This is a genomic window from Ornithinimicrobium sufpigmenti (genome assembly GCF_004322775.1).
Classification (GTDB): Bacteria; Actinomycetota; Actinomycetes; order Actinomycetales; family Dermatophilaceae; genus Ornithinicoccus; species Ornithinicoccus sufpigmenti.
The window spans coordinates 1794105-1810419 of record NZ_CP036403.1 but is presented as its reverse complement, the minus strand read 5'-3'; the positions used below and the strand labels follow the sequence as shown (position 1 = coordinate 1810419).

The 16315-nt window shown below is 64.8% G+C and carries 11 protein-coding genes and 3 pseudogenes; 6 read left to right on the top strand and 8 right to left on the bottom strand.

Going from position 1 to position 16315, the window contains the following annotated elements:
* Positions 1-24: 24 nt before the first annotated feature.
* From ESZ52_RS08225 to ESZ52_RS08205, 5 genes are all read right to left on the bottom strand, one after another.
* On the bottom strand, positions 25-1353 hold the full coding sequence (locus ESZ52_RS08225; RefSeq protein WP_131104506.1) for a nicotinate phosphoribosyltransferase: 1329 nt from the start codon (positions 1351-1353) through the stop codon (positions 25-27).
* Between the two features lie 92 nt (positions 1354-1445).
* The gene (locus ESZ52_RS08220) at positions 1446-2336 is read right to left on the bottom strand and encodes a DMT family transporter (RefSeq protein WP_131104505.1); all 891 of its coding nucleotides are present in this window, start codon (positions 2334-2336) and stop codon (positions 1446-1448) included.
* A gap of 155 nt (positions 2337-2491) precedes the next feature.
* Positions 2492-3736, bottom strand: a complete 1245-nt coding sequence (locus tag ESZ52_RS08215) for a M20 family metallo-hydrolase (RefSeq protein WP_131104504.1) — start codon at positions 3734-3736, stop codon at positions 2492-2494.
* Complete coding sequence (locus ESZ52_RS08210; protein WP_131104503.1) at positions 3733-4632, bottom strand: ribokinase; 900 nt, start codon at positions 4630-4632, stop codon at positions 3733-3735. Before ESZ52_RS08210 ends, ESZ52_RS08215 begins: the two co-directional genes overlap by 4 nt.
* On the bottom strand, positions 4629-5396 hold the full coding sequence (locus tag ESZ52_RS08205; RefSeq protein WP_131104502.1) for a nucleoside hydrolase: 768 nt from the start codon (positions 5394-5396) through the stop codon (positions 4629-4631). The genes ESZ52_RS08210 and ESZ52_RS08205 overlap by 4 nt, the downstream gene beginning before the upstream one ends.
* Positions 5397-5514: 118 nt before the next feature.
* Here ESZ52_RS08205 and ESZ52_RS08200 point away from each other — a divergent pair, with 118 nt between their 5' ends.
* Both ESZ52_RS08200 and ESZ52_RS08195 read left to right on the top strand, forming a co-directional pair.
* Entirely contained in the window at positions 5515-6144 is a 630-nt protein-coding gene (locus tag ESZ52_RS08200; RefSeq protein ID WP_131104501.1) for a substrate-binding domain-containing protein, read from the top strand.
* A 278-nt stretch (positions 6145-6422) separates the two neighbouring features.
* Complete coding sequence (locus tag ESZ52_RS08195; RefSeq protein ID WP_131104500.1) at positions 6423-7523, top strand: tyrosine-type recombinase/integrase; 1101 nt, start codon at positions 6423-6425, stop codon at positions 7521-7523.
* A gap of 503 nt (positions 7524-8026) precedes the next feature.
* On the opposite strand, the pseudogene ESZ52_RS20150 reads toward ESZ52_RS08195, so the two are convergent.
* Positions 8027-9329: pseudogene (locus ESZ52_RS20150) on the bottom strand (IS110 family RNA-guided transposase).
* Positions 9330-9810: 481 nt separating this feature from the next.
* On the opposite strand from ESZ52_RS20150, the gene ESZ52_RS08185 reads away from it, so the two are divergent.
* Positions 9811-11544, top strand: a complete 1734-nt coding sequence (locus ESZ52_RS08185) for a hypothetical protein (RefSeq protein WP_131104499.1) — start codon at positions 9811-9813, stop codon at positions 11542-11544.
* Positions 11545-11616: 72 nt separating this feature from the next.
* Here the strand turns inward: ESZ52_RS08185 and ESZ52_RS08180 are convergent, their stop codons facing one another.
* Complete coding sequence (locus ESZ52_RS08180) at positions 11617-12489, bottom strand: hypothetical protein (protein WP_131104498.1); 873 nt, start codon at positions 12487-12489, stop codon at positions 11617-11619.
* A 152-nt stretch (positions 12490-12641) separates the two neighbouring features.
* Between ESZ52_RS08180 and ESZ52_RS20110 the strand changes: the two are divergent.
* From ESZ52_RS20110 to ESZ52_RS08170, 3 genes and pseudogenes are all read left to right on the top strand, one after another.
* Positions 12642-12836: pseudogene (locus ESZ52_RS20110) on the top strand (leucine zipper domain-containing protein); the annotation flags it as partial.
* Between the two features lie 109 nt (positions 12837-12945).
* Positions 12946-13130: pseudogene (locus ESZ52_RS20105) on the top strand (IS481 family transposase); the annotation flags it as partial.
* A gap of 119 nt (positions 13131-13249) precedes the next feature.
* Positions 13250-15010: a hypothetical protein gene (locus ESZ52_RS08170; RefSeq protein ID WP_131104496.1), complete on the top strand. Its 1761-nt coding sequence runs from the start codon at positions 13250-13252 to the stop codon at positions 15008-15010.
* A gap of 230 nt (positions 15011-15240) precedes the next feature.
* Here ESZ52_RS08170 and ESZ52_RS08165 read toward each other — a convergent pair whose 3' ends face one another.
* A complete protein-coding gene (locus tag ESZ52_RS08165; RefSeq protein WP_202865428.1) occupies positions 15241-16254 on the bottom strand; it encodes a uracil-DNA glycosylase in 1014 nt (337 codons plus the stop codon).
* Positions 16255-16315: the final 61 nt, after the last annotated feature.

Here is a 16315-nt window from a genome sequence, read left to right as displayed (position 1 = left end):
GGTGGGGGTCGGTACTGGTGGTGGTCATGCGACGGCCTGGGTGGCCGGCGGGTTCTCGTGCTGAGGGGCGGGGGCGGCGGAACGGTAGGCCTGTCCGTCGCTGATGGCTCGGGCCTCGTGCGGCAGCGCGGCCAGCTGCCCGGCGGCATACTCGCGGACCTGCTCCAGGGTGGGCCGGTGGACGACCCGCCCGGCGCGGACGACCGGGACCGGGACGGGGCTGGTGCCGGTCGGGATGGTCCCGTCGAGCGTCCAGTGCTCGGTGCCGTCGCCGTGCCGGTAGACGGTCTTGCGTCCGCCGGTGCTCCCCTTGCCGGCGGCTTTCTTCGCGACCGGCCGCAGTGGTGCGTTCGCCGCAGGACTGTCGGCCACGGCGACCAGCTTGTAGACGAAGCCTGCGGTGGGGTGCCCGGAGCCGGTGGCGACCCGGGTGCCTGCCCCGTAGCCGTCGATGGGGGCCGCTGCCAGCGCCGTCATCGCATACTCGTCGATATCGCTGGTGACGGTGATCCAGGTGCACCAGGCGCCCAGGGAGTCCAGCAGGTCCCGCACGCGCCGAGCCTCGATCTCCAGGTCGCCGCTGTCCAGGCGGACCGCGCGGGGACCGGGTGCGCCGGCCTCGCGGGCCGCGGCGACGGCGTTGCTGATGCCCTGCTCGATGTCGTAGGTGTCGACCAGCAGCGTGGTGTCGGTGCCGTGGGTGGCGATCTGCGCACGAAAGGCGTCCATCTCCGAGCCGTGCGCCAGGGTGAAGGCGTGTGCGGCGGTGCCGACGGTGGGGACGCCGTAGCGCCGGCCGGCAGCCAGGTTGGAGGTGGAGGAGAAGCCGGCCACGTAGGCGGCGCGGGCGGCAGCGATCGCGGCGTCCTCATGCACGCGCCGGCTGCCCATCTCGATGATCGGCCTGCCACCGGAGGCCAGGACCATGCGGGCCGCGGCGGAGGCGACGGCGGTGTCGTGGTTGAGGATGGACAGGGCCAGTGTCTCCAGGACGAGGCCGTCGCCGAGGCGGCCGCGGACCTGCACGACGGGACTGTGCGGCCAGTAGACGCTGCCCTCCGGGTAGGCGTCGATGTCGGCGGTGAACCTCCAGTCGGCCAGGTACCTCGCCACGGCGGGGGTGATGACTCCTTCGGCGGCGAGCCAGTCGAGCTCGTCGGCGTCGAAGCGGAAGCCGTCCAGCTCCTCCAGCAGGCGACCCAGGCCCGCGAGCAGCCCGAACCGGCGACCAGCGGGTAGGCGACGGGCGAACAGCTCGAAGACGGCAGGGTGCTCGGCGCGGCCGGACTCGATCAGGGTGGAGAGCATGGTGAGCTCGTAACGGTCCGTCTTCAGCGCTGTGCTTGTGCCCATCTCGTCACCCTCGTTATCGTCACAGTGAATATATCTAGGTTGACTATAAGGGGTGTGGGAAGCAGGGGGGTGCCCCAGGCGTGAGACGTCGGTCACACTGCCCGGGATCGCAGCGACGGTCCTCGCCCGCCCCTGCCGCGCAGGGTGAGCAGGGTGCCGCCCATGACCAGGGCTGCGCCGACCAGCTGCAGCGTGGTCGGCCACTGACCCATCACTGCGGCGATCGCCAGGGTGAAGACAGCCACGAGGTTCATCGAGACCCCGGACACGGTCGCCGACACCTTGGGCACGGCGAGGTTCCAGCACACGTAGGACCCGATGGAGGGGCCAAGCACGATGTAGACCACGCCGACCCAGCTGGGCGGGTCCTGCGGCACGTCCACGCCCGAGGCGAGAGTGAACGGCGTGAGCACGAGCACGGTGAGGAGGACCTGCACGGCCGTTGACGTCAGCGGTGGTATGCCGACGCGTCGCCCGATCAGCGTGTATGCCGTCCACGCCAGCACGGCCAGGATCATCAGCAGGTCGCCCGTGTTGAGTCGCAGGGCCAGGAGATGTGCCAGCTCCCCCTGGGTGATGACGAGCAGCACTCCCACGAGTGCGAGCGCCAGGCCCATCCAGGTCCGCCAGGTGGCGGTGGCCTGACCGAGCAGCACTGCCGCGACGACGATGACCACCGGGTTGATGGCGTTGATGATGGACGCGCTCGCTGCCGTGGTGTGGACGAGCGCGGCGTAGAGCAGCAGCGGGTAGCCGGCGACGCCGATCAAGCCCATGAGCAGCAGGACACGCCATCGGCGAGCGACCGCCGACCAGTCCGGCCGTTCGACCACCTGGGCCAGCACCAGCAGGGGAACGACCGACAGCACCCACCGCCACCACGTCAGTGACAAGGGGTCGACGGTCGAGACCACCCGCTCCCCCACGACGTAGTTCCCGGCCCAGAACAGCGTCGCGAGGACGAGCAGGGCTAGAGCGGGCATAGGGGCGAGGGTATGCCTCAGCCTGGGGCTCGGTGCACGACGGTCAGAGGACCGACCGTCTTTTCGGGCCCGCTTGAGATGAAGCGTCGCAGGTTCGGTGCGCGGAGGGTCCGCCTACCGGTGTGGCTACGACGGGTCGGTTGCTCGCCTCTTGGTCAGGGAAGGTCGTCGCGTAGCCGGACTGCTTGGGTGAGCACGTCGATGCCGCGGCCGATATCGGCCAGGTCGGTCCATTCTTCGGGGCAGTGGCTGCGTCCCCCGACGGAGGGCACGAAGATCATCGCGCTGGGCGCCATGGCAGACATCTCGACACTGTCGTGCGTCGCCCCTGAATAGAGCCGCAAGGCGTCGTGCCCCGCCCTGCGTGCTGCCTCGGCCACGAGGTCGGAGAGCGCCTCGTCCATGATCGCCGGGGGGTCCATCTTCCAGGCCAGGTCGGTGCGCGTCCCATGCCTTGCGTCAAGGGCGGGGAGTGTCCCGGCAAAGGTCTGCAGCAACTCCTCGAGGTCTGTCTCGTCGGCGCTGCGGAACTCCCCGGTGACCCGTGCCTCTTCAGAGATGGTGTTCGTCAAGGGGCTGGTGGTCGTGACCGCACCCACCGTGCCGACGCCGTCGTCACTGCTCGCTGCGATGCGTTGGACGGCGAGGACTGCATCTGCGGCGCAACACAGTGCATCAGCCCGAGTGGACATCGGTGTCGTGCCGGCATGGTCCCGGCGGCCGTGAACGTCAAGAACGAAGGTACTGATCCCGCAGATGCGGGTGACGACGCCGATACTGGCGCCAGCTGCTTCAAGTCGCGGTCCCTGCTCGATGTGGAGCTCGAGGTATGCCGCGATGTCTCGGCGGTTCCACCGGGCGGATCCAACCTCTTGCGGCGACCGCCCTCCGGAAGCCATGAGCGCGGCCAGCGTGCGCCCTTCTTCGTCACTGGCGGCCAGAGCCTCGGGCCCCAGAGTCCCGGCGACGGCTCGGGAGCCCACCAGCTTGATCCCCTGCGGGTTGCCCTCTTCGTTGGAGAAGTCGACGACTCTGAGGCCGTGACGAAGGCGGATGTTTGAGCGCTGGAGGACGCGGACGACCTCAAGGGCCCCGACGACTCCGACGATGCCGTCGAACCGGCCACCGCCAGGGACCGTGTCGCTGTGGCTGCCGATCACGATGTCCGGCGCGTTCGGGTCCTGCCCCTCCAGACGGCCGATGACATTGCCGACCGGGTCCGTACGTACGTCGAGTCCCAGCTCCAGCATCTGCTGGTGGATCCAGTCGCGGGCGGCGGCGTCCTGCTCGCTGAAGCCAATCCGGGACCACCCGGGCAGGTCACTGTCGACGAGGGTGGACAGGTGCTTGATGGCCTCGTCCACCCAGGCGGTGTCCGCGCCGCTGCTGGCTGAACTCATACCGGCTCCTGGGTCTGCATCTGGGCGCCTGGGAAGGTCGTGCTCTCCGCGGCCACGACGACGGCGCGGTGTGTAGCGTCCACAAGATCACCGCCCTGGCTGAGCTCGTGGGCGAGCACGCCACAGAAGACGTCGCCAGCTCCGCTGGTGTCGACAGTCTGCACTGCAGGCGCAGGGACGTGCACAGCATCGGCGTCAACGGTCTTGAACACGGCGGCACCCTGCGCGCCGAGAGTCACGACGACGGCCCCTCGGTAGTCCAGTCTGCCCACGCAGTCCGTGACCTCCTCCAGCGTCTGGGGAACCTGCCTACCGGTGAGCTGGGCGAGCTCGGACTGGTTGGGCACAAGCACATCGGTCATGGCCAGAAGGGGCGCGAGCTCTCTTGCGGGCATCATGGGCGCGGGGTTGAGCACAAAGGTGCGCTCCGCACTCTCCTCGGCTGCAGCCCGGACCGTCTCCAGCGGCACCTCGAGCTGGCACAACACCACGGGCGCGTCGAGTCCGGCCAGGGTCTGCTGCACGCGGCCGACAGACAGGCAGCCGTTGGCGCCAGGGTTGACCACAATCACGTTCTCTCCGGAGTCGTCCACGATCACCGTGGCGGTGCCGGTGGGGGTCTGCTGGAGAAGTTGCACCGCCGAGATGTCCACGCCGTGTCCACGCAGGCTGCGCTGCACCGTTTCGCCGGCAGCGTCACGACCCAGAGCGCCGATGAAGCGCACCCTGCCGCCGGTCGCAGCCGCGGCGACCGCCTGGTTGGCTCCCTTGCCCCCCGGTGTCACGCTGCTCCCACTCGCGAGCAGCGTCTCACCAGCTACCGGCACGCGCGCCACACGCAGCGTGGTGTCGAGGTTCGCCGAGCCGATCACGATGACATCGGCGTGCGTGCTCACTCCTTGCCCCCCAGTCGTTCGATCGCCTCAAGCACGATCTCCCAGTAGCGGTCGCGGTCGAGGTGCATGGCGACTTGCGCGTTAGGTGCCTGGTCGGGGTAGCGGCCGTGCAGGTCGACCACCGTGGTGCCACGGGTCCATCGACCCTCGAGCTCAACTGCCAGGAAGGCCTCGCGCCAGGTGATGACCTCGGGGTCGAGGAGGGCCACAATCGTGCAGGGATCGTGTACCGGCGGGGCCTCGAACTCCCAGACCTCGCGATAGGAGTTGCGAAAGAAGCCCATCCACCCCGCGCAGACCTGCCCGACGCCGTGCTGCATGTCGGACATCCGCTGCACCACAGCGGGGGTGGCCAGGGCCTGGTGGGTCAGGTTCAGCCCGACCATGCGTACGGGCACGCCACTGTGCAGCACAACGTGAAGTGCTTCGGGGTCGGCGTAGGTGTTGAACTCTGCCGTCGGTGTGTGGTTACCGCGTTCGGTCGAGCCGCCCATGAAGATCACCTCGGCGATGCGGGAGGTGAGCTCGGGGTGCTGCTGGAGTAGTCGGGCCACGTTGGTCATCGGTCCGGTGACCGCCAGTGTCACCTGCTCGTCCTCCTCCCGCAGCACGTCAGCGAGGAGTTCTACGGCGTCCTCGGCGACCACGCCCATAGCCGGTTCCGGCAGCTCAGGGCCGTCCAGACCGGAGACGCCGTGGACGTAGTTGCCCAGCGCCAGTTCCCCGGTCAGCGGCCCCGAGGCGCCCCGGCCCTCACCGAGCACATGAGCCGCACGATGCGCTCCGCTGGCTTCGAGCTGCTCGTCTCCAGCGCTGGCGGGTCAGTGGAGGCCGAGGCCGAAGGCGTCCGGGCCTTTCCTCGGACGCCAGGTCCACGCCGTCGTGATCATCGCCTGCGATGAGGCCCTCAGTGCCCAGACCGTCCACTTCGCCTCATCCACAGCGCCCACGATCCAGCTGGACCGCAGGGTCGACGGAGCTCCGGCAACCTACGTCGGCTGCGACAACCAGCACGGCATGGACCTCATCGCTGAGCACATACGCAAGACATCACGACAGGCGGAGGAGCTCATCTTCGTCGGCGCCCAGGCTGAGTCGTCCTCAGCCAGGGAGCGCCTCCAGGGTTTCGAGAGACACTTCGCCGGCGCCCGCACCATGCTGGGCAAGTTCACCCTCGACTGGGGAATCAGCGCCGCTGAGCAGCTGATCAACGAGGGCATCCGCGGGGCGACCTTGGTAGCAGCCGCCGACATCATCGCCTTGGGGCTCATCTCAGGGCTGCGCAGCCACGGGATCGCCGTTCCGGGAGACTTCCGCGTCATCGGCTTCGACGGGATCGGGCCAGCCGCCTTCGCGCACCCCCCGCTCACCACCGTCCGCCAACCGGTCGAGGACATGTGCGCATCGATCCTGGACCTCATACGAAACGGTTCACCGGAGCGAGCTGCAGGTCAGGCCACTCCCCGCGGACGCTTGCTGCAGTTCAAACCCACGCTCGTCCAGAGCCGGTAACGCCTTGTCTCGGACTGCTACATGGAGAAGAACAGGGTGAGTCAGGCTGGCCTAAGAAAAATGCCCCCGCCCTGGCTGTGCAGGTCGGAGGCAGTTTCGTGTGGGTGGGCGATACTGGGATCGAACCACTTTGACTCGACCTAGGTGATAGTGGGTGGACCAGGGGTAACATGGTCCTGACCAGCAGATATGTCACCCACTATCGCTTGCCACGTATGGTCGCATGTGGACACGAAACGCCATCTGATTCCCCACGATTCCCCACGAAAGACAGTCGCATGCAGGGCCACAAGCGCTCCTTCGGTGAGATCAGCAAGCTTCCCTCAGGCCGGTTCCGCGCTCGGTACACCGGGCCGGACGGGGAGCGCCACTCAGCACCCAGAACCTTCGAGACCAAGGGCGACGCCGACGCCTGGCTGACCCTTCGCCGCTCGGAGGTTCTCCGTGAGGAGTGGACTCCTGCACAGAGGGTTCGCACCGTTTTCGGCGACTATGCCCAGACATGGCTCTCCGACCGTCAGCTCAAGCCCACGACGCGCTCTCACTACCGCAGCCTTCTTGACAACCAAATCCTTCCTACCTTCGAGAACGCCCCGCTGAAAGCGATCACGCCCGCCGCGGTGCGCAAGTGGCACGCAACACTCCCCCCCAGCCGGCCGACATTGCGCGCACACGCCTACGGGCTGCTGCGGACGATCATGCAGACCGCGCTCCACGACGGAGAGATCACCGCCAACCCCGTCCACATCCGCGGCGCGGGCAACGCCAAGCGAGTGCACAAGATTCGACCCCTCACCCTGAGCGAGCTGGAGGTGCTGGTTTGCGAGATGCCCGAGCGGTACCGGGCAATGACGGTGCTCGCCGCCTGGTGCGCCCTGCGCTTTGGTGAACTGACCGAGCTGCGCCGTCGCGACATAGACCTGACGAAGGGAGTCATTCGTGTCAGGCGCGCGGTGACCCGGGTCGAGGGGTCCTACGTCGTCGGCACGCCCAAATCCGAGGCTGGGGTGCGGGACGTCGCGGTGCCTCCGCACCTGCTCCCGGTTATTCGAGAGCACCTGCGCACCATTGCGGCGGGTCCCGACGCTCTGGTCTTTCCCGCGGCCGGCGACCCGACCAGACATCTGGCGCCGGCCTCGCTATACAAAGTCTTCTACCGGGCCCGGGACGCGGCCGGCCGGCCAGACCTGAGGTGGCACGACCTAAGGCACACCGGCGCGGTCCTGGCTGCCCAGACCGGCGCAACGTTGGCCGAGCTCATGGGACGCCTCGGACATTCCTCTCCGCAGGCAGCTTTGAGGTATCAACATGTCGCAGGCGGCCGCGACGCAGAGATCGCCCAGGCACTCTCCACCATGGCCCTATCCCCCCGTCCTTAAGCAAATCAGGACAGACCCCACCGTGCGTGTCTGATGTTGTGAGCTCGGAAGGGGGACTTTGCCCACATGGGACACACGCCCTCCAGGTCCAGATCGGCGCATAGTCGCAGATCAGCGCCTGTGCCCGCGCGAGCGTGCATGTCCCCCTTTAGCTTCGAGGAGGGTGATGTTTGTGGTCGCGCCCGCCATGTGGGCCGCGGCAGCACCAGCCCGGCCCGGACGCCGCGCCGGCGCTCGGTATCGACGTGGGTGACGATGTCCGGACCGAGGTCTAGCACCTCGCCCGACACGAACGCGACGCCTGCAAATTGCTTGAGCATGCAGTGCGGCCACCCCATCCCAGTCTGCCGGCTGTTGAGGATGACGGGTTGCTCGCCCCCTTGACACTCCCCCAGGCGCCGGGCGCCCAGCGACCGCGCTGGAGTGCGTGACATCCGGACGCCGCCGATGGACGGTCGTCCTCCGGGTCTTCTGGGCGGCGTCATTCCGGCTCCCTTCTGTTGTCAAGTGGTCGGGATCGGCTCTCTTGAGTGTGCGTCGACGCTTGTCGCCGTCAAGGTCGTTCGTCTGGTGGGGCGCTGCACCTTGACGGCTCCGGTGCGTCGGCGCGGCGGCTGGGGAGCCGGTCCCGGTCGGGGCTGTGCAGGGGTCGCGCTAAGCGGTAGCGTCGTGGGTGCGGGTCCGGGAAGTGGCTGATCCGAAGTGTCGATGTGCGGGGGCAGGTCGACCGCGCTGGAATCAAGTGACGCCCCGCAGTGACCCGCCTCGAGGTGTTCGTCGCCCACGCCTTGGGCGTCGGCGACCAGTTGGCGATAGATGGCATCAGAGATCCGGCGCTTGAGGCAGCGCAGTGCTTCCATCGGCTTCTTGCCCTCGGCTCTCTTGCGCCGGTAGTAGGCCCGGCCGTCGGTGTCCAGGCGTAGCTGGGTGACCGCGGCGATGTGGATCATGTGGTTCATCCGCCGGTTCCCCGCCCGGGAGAGGCGGTGTCGGTTCTGCTCCCCGGAGGAGGCATCCAGCGGTGCGGTGCCGGTCCAGGACGCGAACCGGTTCCGGTCGACGAAACGGGCGACGTCGCCGACATCGGCCAGGATCCGGGCGGCGACCCACGGGCCCGACACCGTGCAGATCCATCAGCGTCGAGCCCCGTGCCAGAACCAAGGTCTTGAGCTCGGCGGTGGCCTTCCTGATCTTGGCCTCAACGGCGACCAGCTCGGCCAACTCCTCGGCCGCGATGCGCCGGCGGGTCCTTCCAGCGATGTCACGCGGTCGCACTGAGGCGAGCAGTCTCTTGGCCTGAACTGTGGTGATGTTCTTCTTGGCCTGTCCGGGAAGCAGCTCAGCCAGCAGCGCCTGTAACCGGTTCACGGTTGCCACGCGCCTGCGGGTCAGTGCCTCGCGCCGATCGACCAGCATCCGCAACGCCTCGAGCTCGCCGTCGACCCTCAGGACCCGCAGCCCTTGAGTGCGGACCGCGACGATCGCGATGGAGTGCGCGTCCAGGGCGTCCGTCTTCCGGTTGTGCCCGGTGTCGAATAACCGGACCCGGGCGGCGAGCTTAGCAGGTACATCCAGGACGTGCTCACCGGCCTCCAGCAGCCGCTGCGCGAGCGGGCGGCCGGCACCGTTGGCGCCCTCCACCGCCCAGAGACGATCGGGCCACGACTTCGCGTACTTGCGCATCGCCGCGTAGCCGGCCTGGTCGGTGCTGAACCGGCCCGTGCCGAGCAGCTGCTCCTTCTGGTCGACGGCCTCGATGGTGGCCGACAGCTTGTGGGGATCGACCCCGATGATGACCTGTCCCATGTTCCTGCCTTACCTGACGCTCGTACCAACTGTGGTCGGCGAGGTGGGCAGTGCTACTACGAGCAGGGCAGTCCCTTCTTGAGCCACGCCTCGTCAGCGGTGCCCGACGGGCAGCAGACCGAAAGCGAGCCACACCCCTGCTCTTCACCGGGGTGGGCAGCCCAAAAGAGAGCGTCCCGTCGAGCACCTGGATCGAGTCTGGCCAGACACCGACCCTGCGTCCAGTCTCTAGTAGCCCAGAATGGGTCACCGGCGCGTCCGGTGGTTTCCACACCCCCAAGGGCCTCGGCCATGCACCGGAGACTCGTGACATCACGACTTCGGCGAGTATAGGACGCCTCGAGGGGCCACTCGGTCACAGGCCGCTGCAGTAGCTATAGCGCATCTCATTCGCTGATTGCGACGAGACCCTGCTGCCAGGGACAGAACCCTTCCGCCACCATACAGACCACGCTAGTATGTGTTTCGGCGGGAGGTCGACATGGCTATAGAGGGCACGGGTCTTAGGGTTTCAGAGTTCAACCCGGAGTGGCTTCTAGACGTGCTTGCCCAGAAAGAGGAAGAGCTCCTGACCACATACACCGAGAGCAACGAATGGCAATCGGTCGACTACAACTCTTTGAGCGATCCGAAGGTCGCTTACGAGATCCTGAACCAGGCTCGTGACGCCTTTCGTCTCGTCGTAGAAGTTAATCTATCAATGCACTCTTCACTCGCCTGGCTGTTCCTACTTCGCGAATGCCCCGACGTCTTGTTCGGTGGTTCACCAGGGACACCAGCGACTTCCCTCAACCTTAGAGAGCTAGCAGAACGCAGCACCGCGACCGCACCACCCAGAAGAAGATCGGAGGACGAACCGAAGCTGCCTCCCCGCGATTTCAGAGTGCGTGTCTCTCCGCCGGGCCTGACGGCACTCCTCGAAGTGATTGCCGCCACGCGGATAGTGGGGCGATTGCTCGCGCTGGCGCGAATGGCGGCCAAGGGAGTACGTTTTGCAGGGACCCCTGATTTTCCACCGCTTCCGCAGCCAACGTCCCCACAGAGGAATGCAATAGCGAGGTATGACCGCCGTCTTAACACGGAACTCGAGTTAATATGGCGTCCTTCAACGCTACGCCCCGAGAAGACTCGGAAAACTGGCCCCCCCGATCTAGACATCCTCAAAGTTGGCCGGCTCCCAAGGAGACGCGAACAAGCGGGGGATGGGCCACACGCGGACCCGCTTCAGTACTTTGAGGTAGGTGTCACCAACCTGTCTGACTTATTCGGCTTCAACACGAAGGCCCAGAGCCACGGTTTTGGGCCATGGTACAGCCGGACGGCTGTGCCCTGCTTCTTGCTCCTGAGCATGGCTCTAGAAATGGTGAACGCGACTCCCCCCTCCGTTGAAGCTCTAAGGCAGAAAGGGGCGTTTATTTTTACTAATGAAGCGCTCTTGATGGAGACATTAGCCCGATACTTTGACGACGCTCTGGGAGCTGCGCGATGCGTCTTCCCGGGGGCCGCTATGCCACGCGAGGTCAGATCCCTTCACGATGAGCTAAAGGATGTTCAGGGTTCTCTTTGGCCGCCTAGGCCAGGAGCCTTCTTCCGCCAGCATGGCGAAACCGTGGGGGTGGACCTCTGCGCGGTCACTAATGCGTTTAATGTGGCCACTCGCATGCCTCTCATTTCTGGCGCCTTTGCGAATCACCGCAGTTCGCTCTTCGAATATGCCGTGCAGTCGGCGATCGACGATTCAATTTGGGCGCCGGATGCTGGCTTGCGTGCGATGCGTGGACGACGTTTACTCAAACATGGGAGGGCTATCACAGACGTCGATGCCATCGGAGCCCATGAGGGCACACTCCTCTTAGTTGATTGCTTGGACAATGTGCGTGATGAAGAAGCGGCTTTCACCGGCGACTACAAAGCATACCGGAACATGGCCAGCCGCTTGGAAGACAAGGTCGGGGGCGATGTAGCTGGTCGCGGTGGTGGATGGCTGCAGAAGATCACAGTACTGCCAGGCCAGCGTGGAGATAATTGGGATTTCTCCACCTACAACAACGTGATTCCCTTGGTCGTGACCGCCTCGGCCGTTTACGTCGAGGAAGCGCTGGTGCGGAGACCCGTGTGTGTCTCTGCTCTAGAGATCCACCCCGGCTTGGCGCTCGCGCCGACCCTCGCAGAACTGCGGCGCTGGTTACAGGATCCACGGAGGGCTCGTATTTGACCTCAGCGGTTGATTATTCAGACAGAACAGTTCGCGATGTATCGACCGGATAGCAACTGCGGGGAGTGGTTGTCAAGGTTGGTCCGTTACTGAAGATCGGGGAGGCTTGATATGGCTCGGCCTTACTAGCGCCGGAAACTTCTCCTGCAATTGTTCCGCCACTCGACGGTCACTTAATCTGTCCAGATTTACGATGACACGCTTCTTCGTCAATTTATGGTTAGGGTCTAAAGTATGGACGAGAGCCCGTAGTGATCCGCCAGTGTAAATTAACCGGTCAAGGGAAAGCGCATGTACGCCAACACTCGCGGCGTCTTGAGCTTTCCCTGCCGCTTGCAGAAGCTGGTCTAACTCCGTGAACCAGGCGCGAAATTGCGGATCCTTGCTGTAACGCAGGGAAAAGGTCGTGAAGTCCATCGGCTTTCCGTCTTCGGCACGGGCCACTTCCCCCATGGCTCTCAAAATGTCACGGTTCACGCGACTCTGTTCCTTTAGAGTGATGTCGTCAATCCATGGGAAGGTTCCGAAACTTGAAAGTCCGCCTATGGTTGAATCTATACGTTGCTGGAATGCTCGCCCCTCGCTGAAGGATTCGAAGGGCAGGAAGCCATACTCCCGCTCGAGAATTACTGTCCAGGACAAGTACTCCGCGAACTTATGGAGCGTGCTAAGTCTGTAGTATTCTGACTCCGAGTACCATCTTTCTTTATTGGCGACGCTGCGCACGAAGTTGTTAATGCCCCTCTCAAGCCTCTCTGCCGAGCGGACGAGCGGAGGCGTGTACTTCGCGGTTATGGCACGGGTCTCACGACGCGCGTTCACTGCTGGGCGCAGAAGATCCTCAAAGCCAAACTTGATCGCCGCTCCTATAACACCGCCTATGGTGGAAGCAAGCAGCAACCATGCGATGGTATATTGTTGAAACGAATGGTTCAGCCAGTCCATTTTCGGCCTTCCGAAGTCGATGGCGCGTCGCTGGCTCCTGAGTCTAGGTGTACCCGGCCAGGAGGATGGTGACAGTGGGGTGTCGACGTGAGGAGGACCTGTGAGTGAGGTGTGGCTTGTCGAGAGTCACTACCCAGAGCCCGGAGATCCTCATGCCCCACGCTGATGCCCGCCTGACCGTTCGTGGTCGTCTGCTGCTCGTGCAACGCGTCCGGGAGCAGGGCTGGGCCGTCCTTGACGCTGCGAAGGCGATGGGCATCTCTCGCCAGTGTGCGCACCGCTGGCTGCCCGGCTACGACCAGAACGGGGTTGCCGGCCTGGGCGAACGCTCCAGCCGGCCGCGCCGCTGTCCGCGGGCGCACCCCGGCGCACGTGGAGGAGGCGATCCTGGCCTGCCGTCGCCAGCACCGGCGTGGGTAGGACTGGATCGCCGCCGAGCTCGGCCGGGCCCCGCGCACCGTGTCGCGGGTGCTGCGCCGCGCAGGCGTGCCGCCACCTGTCCTGCCTGGACCCGATGACCGGTCAGGTCATGCGCTCGTCTAGGGCCACCGCGGTCCGGTACGAGCGTGAGCGGCCCCGGGGAGCTGGTTCACGTGGACGTCAAGAAGCTGGGCAAGATTCCCGATGGCGGAGGGTGGCGCGCCCACGGCCGGGCCGCGACGGTCTTGAGAGCATCTAGGCACCTCCACATTCGCTGCCCGCCTTTGCCTTGGCCCCGCTAGAGTCAGCCACTCAACGCTTATGTGTCTTCGAGGTGGCCATGAGGCTGGATCAGCACGCTAGGGCTAAGCGAACTGCAGACGAACTCCTTCGGATGCTGAATGCCGAGCGGGACTCGCTGAGCATCTGGGTGCGCGCAGACACTGATGTGAGCGTCTGCTTAGAGGGTCTCAACCACGCAGCCATGGCGTGGTGGTCGGACCTCGAGGACCCCGCCACGCCTTTCGACGCTCCCTCTCGCTCCTACTCACCCCAACCCAGCGATGTTCACAACGCAGTCTCTCTCGCCTCAAAGTGGAGCCTGGAAAGACTCTCGAGCAACGGCAACTCCTCATACGACCGAGGGCAGATCCAGGAACTACTAGACACAGCGTACGTCTACTGGACCTTAAGGAACTCTTTGACAGCAGTCGAGCAGGGCTATCACCGCATCAGCGGCTCAACGTTCTTGGGCAACGTTGCGATTGAGCCGGTAGATCTTGAGCTGGAGTGCCTCGACTCACTATTACGAGGCCGAGGTGTGAAGCCCCCGGACCCAGCAGTACTGAAGGAAATTCAGTCGGGGATAGATGAATGGTTTTCGAGTGAGCAGCCGACTGCCGTTCAACAGAAACAGTTCGAAACGTCCGTACTCTTGCTATCGGGACTCCAGGCTCTAGCCTCAATCCCTTCCGCGCCTGATGCGATGGATTTTGGCGGCTTGAAGGTGAAGGAAGCCCGAGAACTAACGCTGACGTTGCGTTTCCTTTGCATGTATCAGTATCTGGAGTCCAAGAAGGTCGGCGCGGGATCGTTGTTCAAGCTAGAGGATGCCCCAGGGGAAGCAGCCCAGGTGCTACATGAACGGACCGGGATCCGAAGGTCAGCGTGTCAACGCTTTTTGGATCTCTTGACGTTCCCGGGGCGAGATGCCCCTAACACCGATCTTGGGGTTACGCCACTTTTTCGACTCGGTGACGCCCTGCACACCTCCACCGCGCTGATTTGGCTGTGGAACGGGGAAAGAAATCTTCTGCGTAGACGACTTGAGACAAGCCCAGGGCGGCAGATTGGTCGCCTTGGCGAGGAGACGATCGGGCGGTTGCTCAGAAGCATCCCAGGGTGCGAACTAGCTTTGAATTCTTCGATCCGAGGAACAGATGGTACCGCCGGCGAGCTAGACGTAGTGGTTTGGGACCTCCAGACAAGGGTGGGATGCGTGTTTGAGGTTAAGTGGACGGCGGATGTGGATGGCTATGCGCAAGTTGGTCGTCGAGACGATGTCCTGGCGAAGGCGCAACAGAAGCTTTCCAGTCGCCGGTTCAGCATTGAAGAAGGGTCGATGGCGTGGCCTGAGTCTCTTCCAGAGTTTGGGTCCATTGATTGGCGTTGGATCGTTGTTGGATCGAGTGGCGTTCCGCGAAAGAGAAAGAATTCGGGGGCTGCTCTCATTGCCACGAGTGCTAACGTTCTGGAGTATCTCGTAGACGGACCTGTCCCTGTCGCGTCGCTGGAAGAACTCCTTGAACGGGTCCAGCGGCCTCGTCTGCCGAACGGATGGAAGCCCGGCCTGGTTCGAGAATCTCTGGAGGTTAGGGGCGTGAGGATTCAATGCTCCTACGCGTTTCCGCATGCTGACTTGCTAGAAGCAGAGATCGGGAACCTGCATGAGGCTATAGTTAGATCAAGCGCTAGTGCCCATGGTGCCGGTGTGATTGCCGTGCAGTTTGGCCCCAAGAAAGGGAGGTACGATCATCTTGGGCTGGGCGCGTTTCGGCGTGTTCGGCTGGGCTTGGACGCGAATGGTTCAGCGACAGAATGATTTGTCTCACCCGAAGAAGCAATTTCCCCCCGGACGATCGGCACCCGCGCTTCAGCGCGTCCTTTCGCCGCGAACGGATGCCTTGCGGCGCGGGTTCTGGCTTCGACGCTCGCCGCTGCGACCGGTCTCGTTCCTGACGGATCACTGCCCGCGACTGACAGTTGCGCCAGACTGCCACGGTGCATGCCGATTGTTGTCGGCGACGTCCGCTGGGCCATGACTGGAGGGGCTCATGCGATGCCCCAGTCGACATCTCCCGCGTCGAGGGCCTTGAGCCGACGGTTGACCTCCGCGAAGGTCCCTGCCTCGCGGAACTGCGTTTGGGCGAGTCCCCGCGCGGACGGGTGCGGGGCGGTGATGACCTCGTGTCGGTCCTCGTCGATCAGGTCCCGCGTGCTCTGTGCGGGGTTGCCCCAGAGGACGAAGACGATGGGACGTCGTCGCTCGTTGAGCTTGGTGATCACCGCAGCGGTGAACTCGCGCCACTCCTTCGCGTGCGAGTTGGGCTCGGCGTCACGCACGGTGAGTGCGGTGTTAAGGAGCAAGACGTCCTGCCGCGCCCAACTGGTCAAGTCTCCGTGGGGTGGCGGGGTGAACCCGTCGCGAACCATCGCGGCTTGGATATTCCGCAAGGACGTTGGGAGCCTGGCGATGTCGCGGGGGACCGAGAAGCAGAGGCCGCTCGCGTGGTCCGGCTGGTGGTAGGGGTCCTGCCCGAGGATGACTACTTTGACCTTCTCGTACGGGGTCAGGTGGAAGGCCGCGAACATGTCGCCCGGCGGCGGGTAGACAGCACCGCGAAGCCGCTCTAGGTCGATGAACCGCATGAGCTCCCTGAAGTACGGCTTCTCGAGCTCTTCGCCCAGCACGGCCGGCCACGGACGGCGCGAGGCGGCAAGTGCCACCAGACCTGCCGCCTCCTCAGTGTCCTCGTCGGCAAGCAGCGCGAGGCTCTCGTCCTCGCGTGACCACACGCCTTCCTCCGCCCCCCAGGGGCCCCGCCCCAGCGACTCCATGAGATGGTCCACCGCATCGGGTGTCGATCCGATGCTGTGGACCTCACCCTCGTCCGTGACGACCAGTGCGCCCCCGTCCAGCGTCTCGTCCGGTTGCTTCGGGTCGCGGTAACCGACCACCCAGACACCGTGCTTCTTGTCCCGGGAGGCGTGAACCGCCGACAGGCCCGACCCCTCATCGCGCAAGTACGCGCTCGCCTGCTTCTTCGCTGCCTGTGCGCTGATCACGATCTCTCCCTCTCACTTCGCGTCTACCCCGATCATGGCGCACCGCACCGACACTGCCACC